General features: G+C 56.9%; 4 protein-coding genes. All 4 read left to right on the top strand.

From position 1 onward, the window contains the following. Window positions 1–352: proton-conducting transporter membrane subunit (locus tag MVD07_RS00130; protein WP_297496964.1), on the top strand; the 352-nt coding region annotated here is incomplete at its 5' end. Then, window positions 349–1,554 (top strand): hypothetical protein, encoded by a 1,206-nt coding sequence (locus MVD07_RS00125; protein WP_297496960.1) that lies wholly within the window; start codon window positions 349–351, stop codon window positions 1,552–1,554. The genes MVD07_RS00130 and MVD07_RS00125, both read left to right, overlap by 4 nt. Next, window positions 1,554–2,159 carry a hypothetical protein gene (locus MVD07_RS00120; RefSeq protein ID WP_297496958.1) on the top strand — a complete coding sequence of 202 codons (606 nt, stop codon included), beginning with the start codon at window positions 1,554–1,556 and terminating at the stop codon, window positions 2,157–2,159. The genes MVD07_RS00125 and MVD07_RS00120 overlap by 1 nt, the downstream gene beginning before the upstream one ends. Then, window positions 2,156–3,737, top strand: a 1,582-nt coding sequence (locus MVD07_RS00115; protein WP_297496955.1) for a proton-conducting transporter membrane subunit, incomplete at its 3' end; no start/stop codon positions are given. The genes MVD07_RS00120 and MVD07_RS00115, both read left to right, overlap by 4 nt.

Here is a 3,737-nt window from a genome sequence, read left to right as displayed (position 1 = left end):
AATAGGAGGGATAAGGGGCCTAATGAACTCGAACCCCATGAGCGGCCTCTCACTGGTTCTCTCCGCCCTGTCCGTTACTGGAAGCCCTCCTTTCGGGACGTTCATAGCGGAACTCGGAATAATAGGCGTTGCCCTGTCGAGGAGCTACTGGTGGGCGCTCTTCATAGGGACTGGCTTACTACTGTCGTTCCTGGCTTTGAACTGGCACTCAGCTAAGATGGCCTTTGGAGAAGGAGAGAAGCGGAAGGTTCCCACGGGAGAGGGGATCATAGTGCTCGCTATGACCTTAACCGCCCTTGGGATAAGCCTCTACGCGTGGTATCTTATAGTTACGGGAGGTCTGGTAGTATGAAGGCTCTTTCCGCTGTGTTCAGGAAGGGCGGGAAGTATCTGACGGTCTGGCTCGACTACGAAAGCGGTGAGGCCGAGCTTGAGTTCACGGACTCGCTCCCGGACAGGATGATAGCGCCTGCCCTCATCGGCGAGACCGGGCCTTACATGAGGATACCCCCAGGGACGAACGCGGTTCCTCTGACCTTTGGGCCGGCCGCAGGTGGCCTTGGCCAGGCCGGGGCCTTCGAGATATTAACCTACGGCGAGAGGATAGTAGCGATAAGGCCGGTCTATGGCTACAAGAGACGCGGGCTGGAGAAGGTGATGCTCGACCGTCCTATTGGGGAGTCGATAGCTGTCCTTGAGAGGGCAACGGGGAACTTTGCAATGGCCTACACCTACGCCTTTCTGAAGGCGGTCGAGGCCAACCCAGATGAAGATGTATGGGAGGTTAGAAAGGCTCTCCTCGAACTTGAGAGGCTCTACAACCACTTCAACGCGATACATAAGCTGGCTGGAGCGGCATCCCAGAAGGTCGCCACCATGCACTTCCACGCCCTTGAGGAGGACGTCCTCAGGGTATTCAGCAGGCTGACCGGCCATCGCTACGGCTTCGGCTCAAACCTGCCCGGTGAGGTTAGGGTTCTTGAACCGGGGGTCATTCAGAGACTTGGGAGGATTAAGGCGGAGTTCCACTCGCTAACCGATGAACTGCTGGAGAGCAAGATATTCATAGACCGCCTCCACACGACCTGCAGACTCACAAGGGAAGATGTCATCGAACTTGATGCAGTGGGCATAGCGGCGAGGGGTTCCTCTGTTCCAAGGGATGTCAGGGCTTTCGACAGGTTTTACTCCTACGAACCCGTGACTTACGAGGACGGAGATGCTCTGGCAAGGCTAATGGTCAGGATCGAGGAGGTTGAGAAGTCCTTCGAGATCATTGAAGGTTCGGACGTTAGAAGCGTCAGCTCCGACCCGTCCCTGAAGGACGGGCTGAACCTTGGATTAGCTGAAGCGTCTCACGGGGACGTTCTAGTTCTCGCGGAGCTTGAGAACGAAAGGCTGAGGTGGATAGGCCTCAGGGGCGCTTCCCGCATCAACTACATCGCCTTCGCAAAGGGAATAACCGGGAACATCTTCACGGACTTCCCGTTTGGCTTAGAGAGCTTTGGCCTGAACTTTGCCGATGCCGACCTCTGGCAGGGGGGTGAGGACTGATGTGGATGATCAGGGGACTCAAAAAGGGCGTCATAACGAGCGATTATCCAAGAAAGGTGAGTGAGGAAGAGCTTTCGCCAAGCTTTCCCCTAAAAGCCCCCGAGGAGTGCCCCTTCGGTGCCCTTGAAAACGGAAGCTTCGACCCCAAGAAGTGCATCTCCTGCCGTCTCTGCAACGCCCCCTTCGGAAGGAAGCTTGACGTTGATGAGGTTAAAAATCCCCTCAACTTCAGGCGCTCGCTCCACGTCCTCTTCCTCGACGTTGGAACCTGCCACGCCTGCAACCGCGAAGTTGCACAGCTTCACAGTCCATACTACGACGTCCACAGGCTCGGAATATTCTTCACGCCCACGCCGAAGCACGCTGATGTTCTCCTCGTCGCGGGCTGTCCGACTGACGGCATGATACCAGTTCTGAAGGAGGCCTACGAGTTGATGCCCGAACCGAAGCGCGTCCTCGTCCTCGGCGCCTGCTCCAACGGTGCCCTCTGCGGGAGAAAGGTCGAGGATTTTGTCCCGGTGGACGGTTACGTATCCGGCTGTCCGCCGAACCCGGTTCAGATAATCCGGGGCCTCCTTAAGATGGCCGGGAGGGATGTGGAATGAACCCCTACTATCTGATAACCTTGGGTTTTGCCCTGGCATCACTCGTCTCACCAGCATCGAGGAAGCTCACCTACTGGCTTAACGTGGCCCTATCATCGGCCCTGCTCTACTTCCTCCTCTTCCAGCCCGGAAGCATAGGTGGAACAGCCAGGTACTTCATGCTGATCTCGGGAATAGTCTGGCTGACCGCTTCATTCTTCAGCGTGGACTACGACCACTATCCAAAACTCCTGGCTGGCTCTTTCTCGCTCGCCATAGCGGGCATGATGGTTATCTTACTCGCCAAAGACGCGGTTACCTTCCTCGTCGGCTGGGAGGTAATGACGGTAGCGAGCTACCTCGGCATAACCGCGAAGGAGAGGGAGGGAAGAGGTGCTTACAGCTTCCTTGCCTTCGGTGAGCTTAGTGCGCTCTTAATCTTAGCTGGCTTCGGCCTTTTAGCTATCCAAAACGGTTCGGTGGACTTTTCAGCCTGGAAGACCTCACCGGCCTGGAACGTCGCCTTCTTCTTAGCTACCCTCGGCTTCTCGGTCAAGATGGCGATCTTTCCCTTCCACATATGGCTTCCGCAGGCTCACGGCAAGGCCCCAGCCAACCTCTCCGCTCAGCTGAGCGCCGTCCTCACTCTGATGGGCCTCTACGGGATGGTCAGGCTCCTCCTTATAGCAAGGCCAGCGGACTGGGTAGGTGCCTTCTTCCTCCTCTTTGGGGGCCTGACCGCGATCCTCGGTGCGGCCTACGCTGCTGGAACCGAGTATGTCAAGAGACTGCCCGGATACAGCACGGTCGAGAACGACGGTGTTTTACTGGCCCTCTTTGGAGGGACGGTAATCACCCTGAACCATGGCAACGTTGATTTGGCCTCGTTCACGTTCTTAGCTCTGCTCTTCTTTGCCTTTGCCCACAGCGTATCAAAGGGCCTGCTCTTCCTCGTGGCAGGGAGGCTGGAGAACGGCACCGGGAGGTTCCCCGAGGTCGTCCACGGCAGGCTTTCAAGGCTCGGCATCATAGCCGGCTACGCCTCGGCGTTAAGCCTCGCTGGGATTCCCCCATTCCCGGGATTCCTTGGTGAGTGGCTTGGCATAGAGAGCCTCCTCCAGAGCTTCAAGATACCCGACCCTGGGCTCAAGGTTCTCATGATGCTCGTGGGTTCACTCGTGGCTTTGACGGCGGGAATAGCCGGGGTTGCGATGAGCAAGATAATAACGCAGGGGATCCAGAGGGCGGGAGGAAAGAATGGTTATTCAGTGGAGGATATCGGCTATGCCTTCTCCGTGGCGGTCCTCTTTACGGTAGGTATTATACCGGGGCTTCTCTTCCGCCTCATAAACGCCCCAATGGAAGCTTTAACAGGTCAGAAGGCAACTGACTTCCTCGGCGGTGCGCTCGGGATAAAAGAGGGTTTCTTGGTTGTTGCTAAGGGCTTCGGTGGAATCTCCCCGACCTACCTGGCCCTCCTGGTCTTTATCTTCGCGGTGGGCACGTACATCATTCTAAAACCTTTCACAAAGCTGAAGGCAAGGCGCGTCAGGGCGTGGAGCGGTGGACTTACCAATCCAGAATACCCACCGATAGCGC

The organism is Thermococcus sp., assembly GCF_027008145.1.
GTDB lineage: Archaea > Methanobacteriota_B > Thermococci > Thermococcales > Thermococcaceae > Thermococcus.
The sequence above is the reverse complement of the archived record's forward strand: the minus strand, read 5'-3'. Positions and strand labels throughout refer to the sequence as shown.

Coding starts and splice junctions, on each gene's coding strand:
- MVD07_RS00125 (WP_297496960.1), top strand. CDS start 349: ATGAAGGCTCTTTCCGCTGTGTTCAGGAAGGGCGGGAAGTATCTGACG.
- MVD07_RS00120 (WP_297496958.1), top strand. CDS start 1,554: ATGTGGATGATCAGGGGACTCAAAAAGGGCGTCATAACGAGCGATTAT.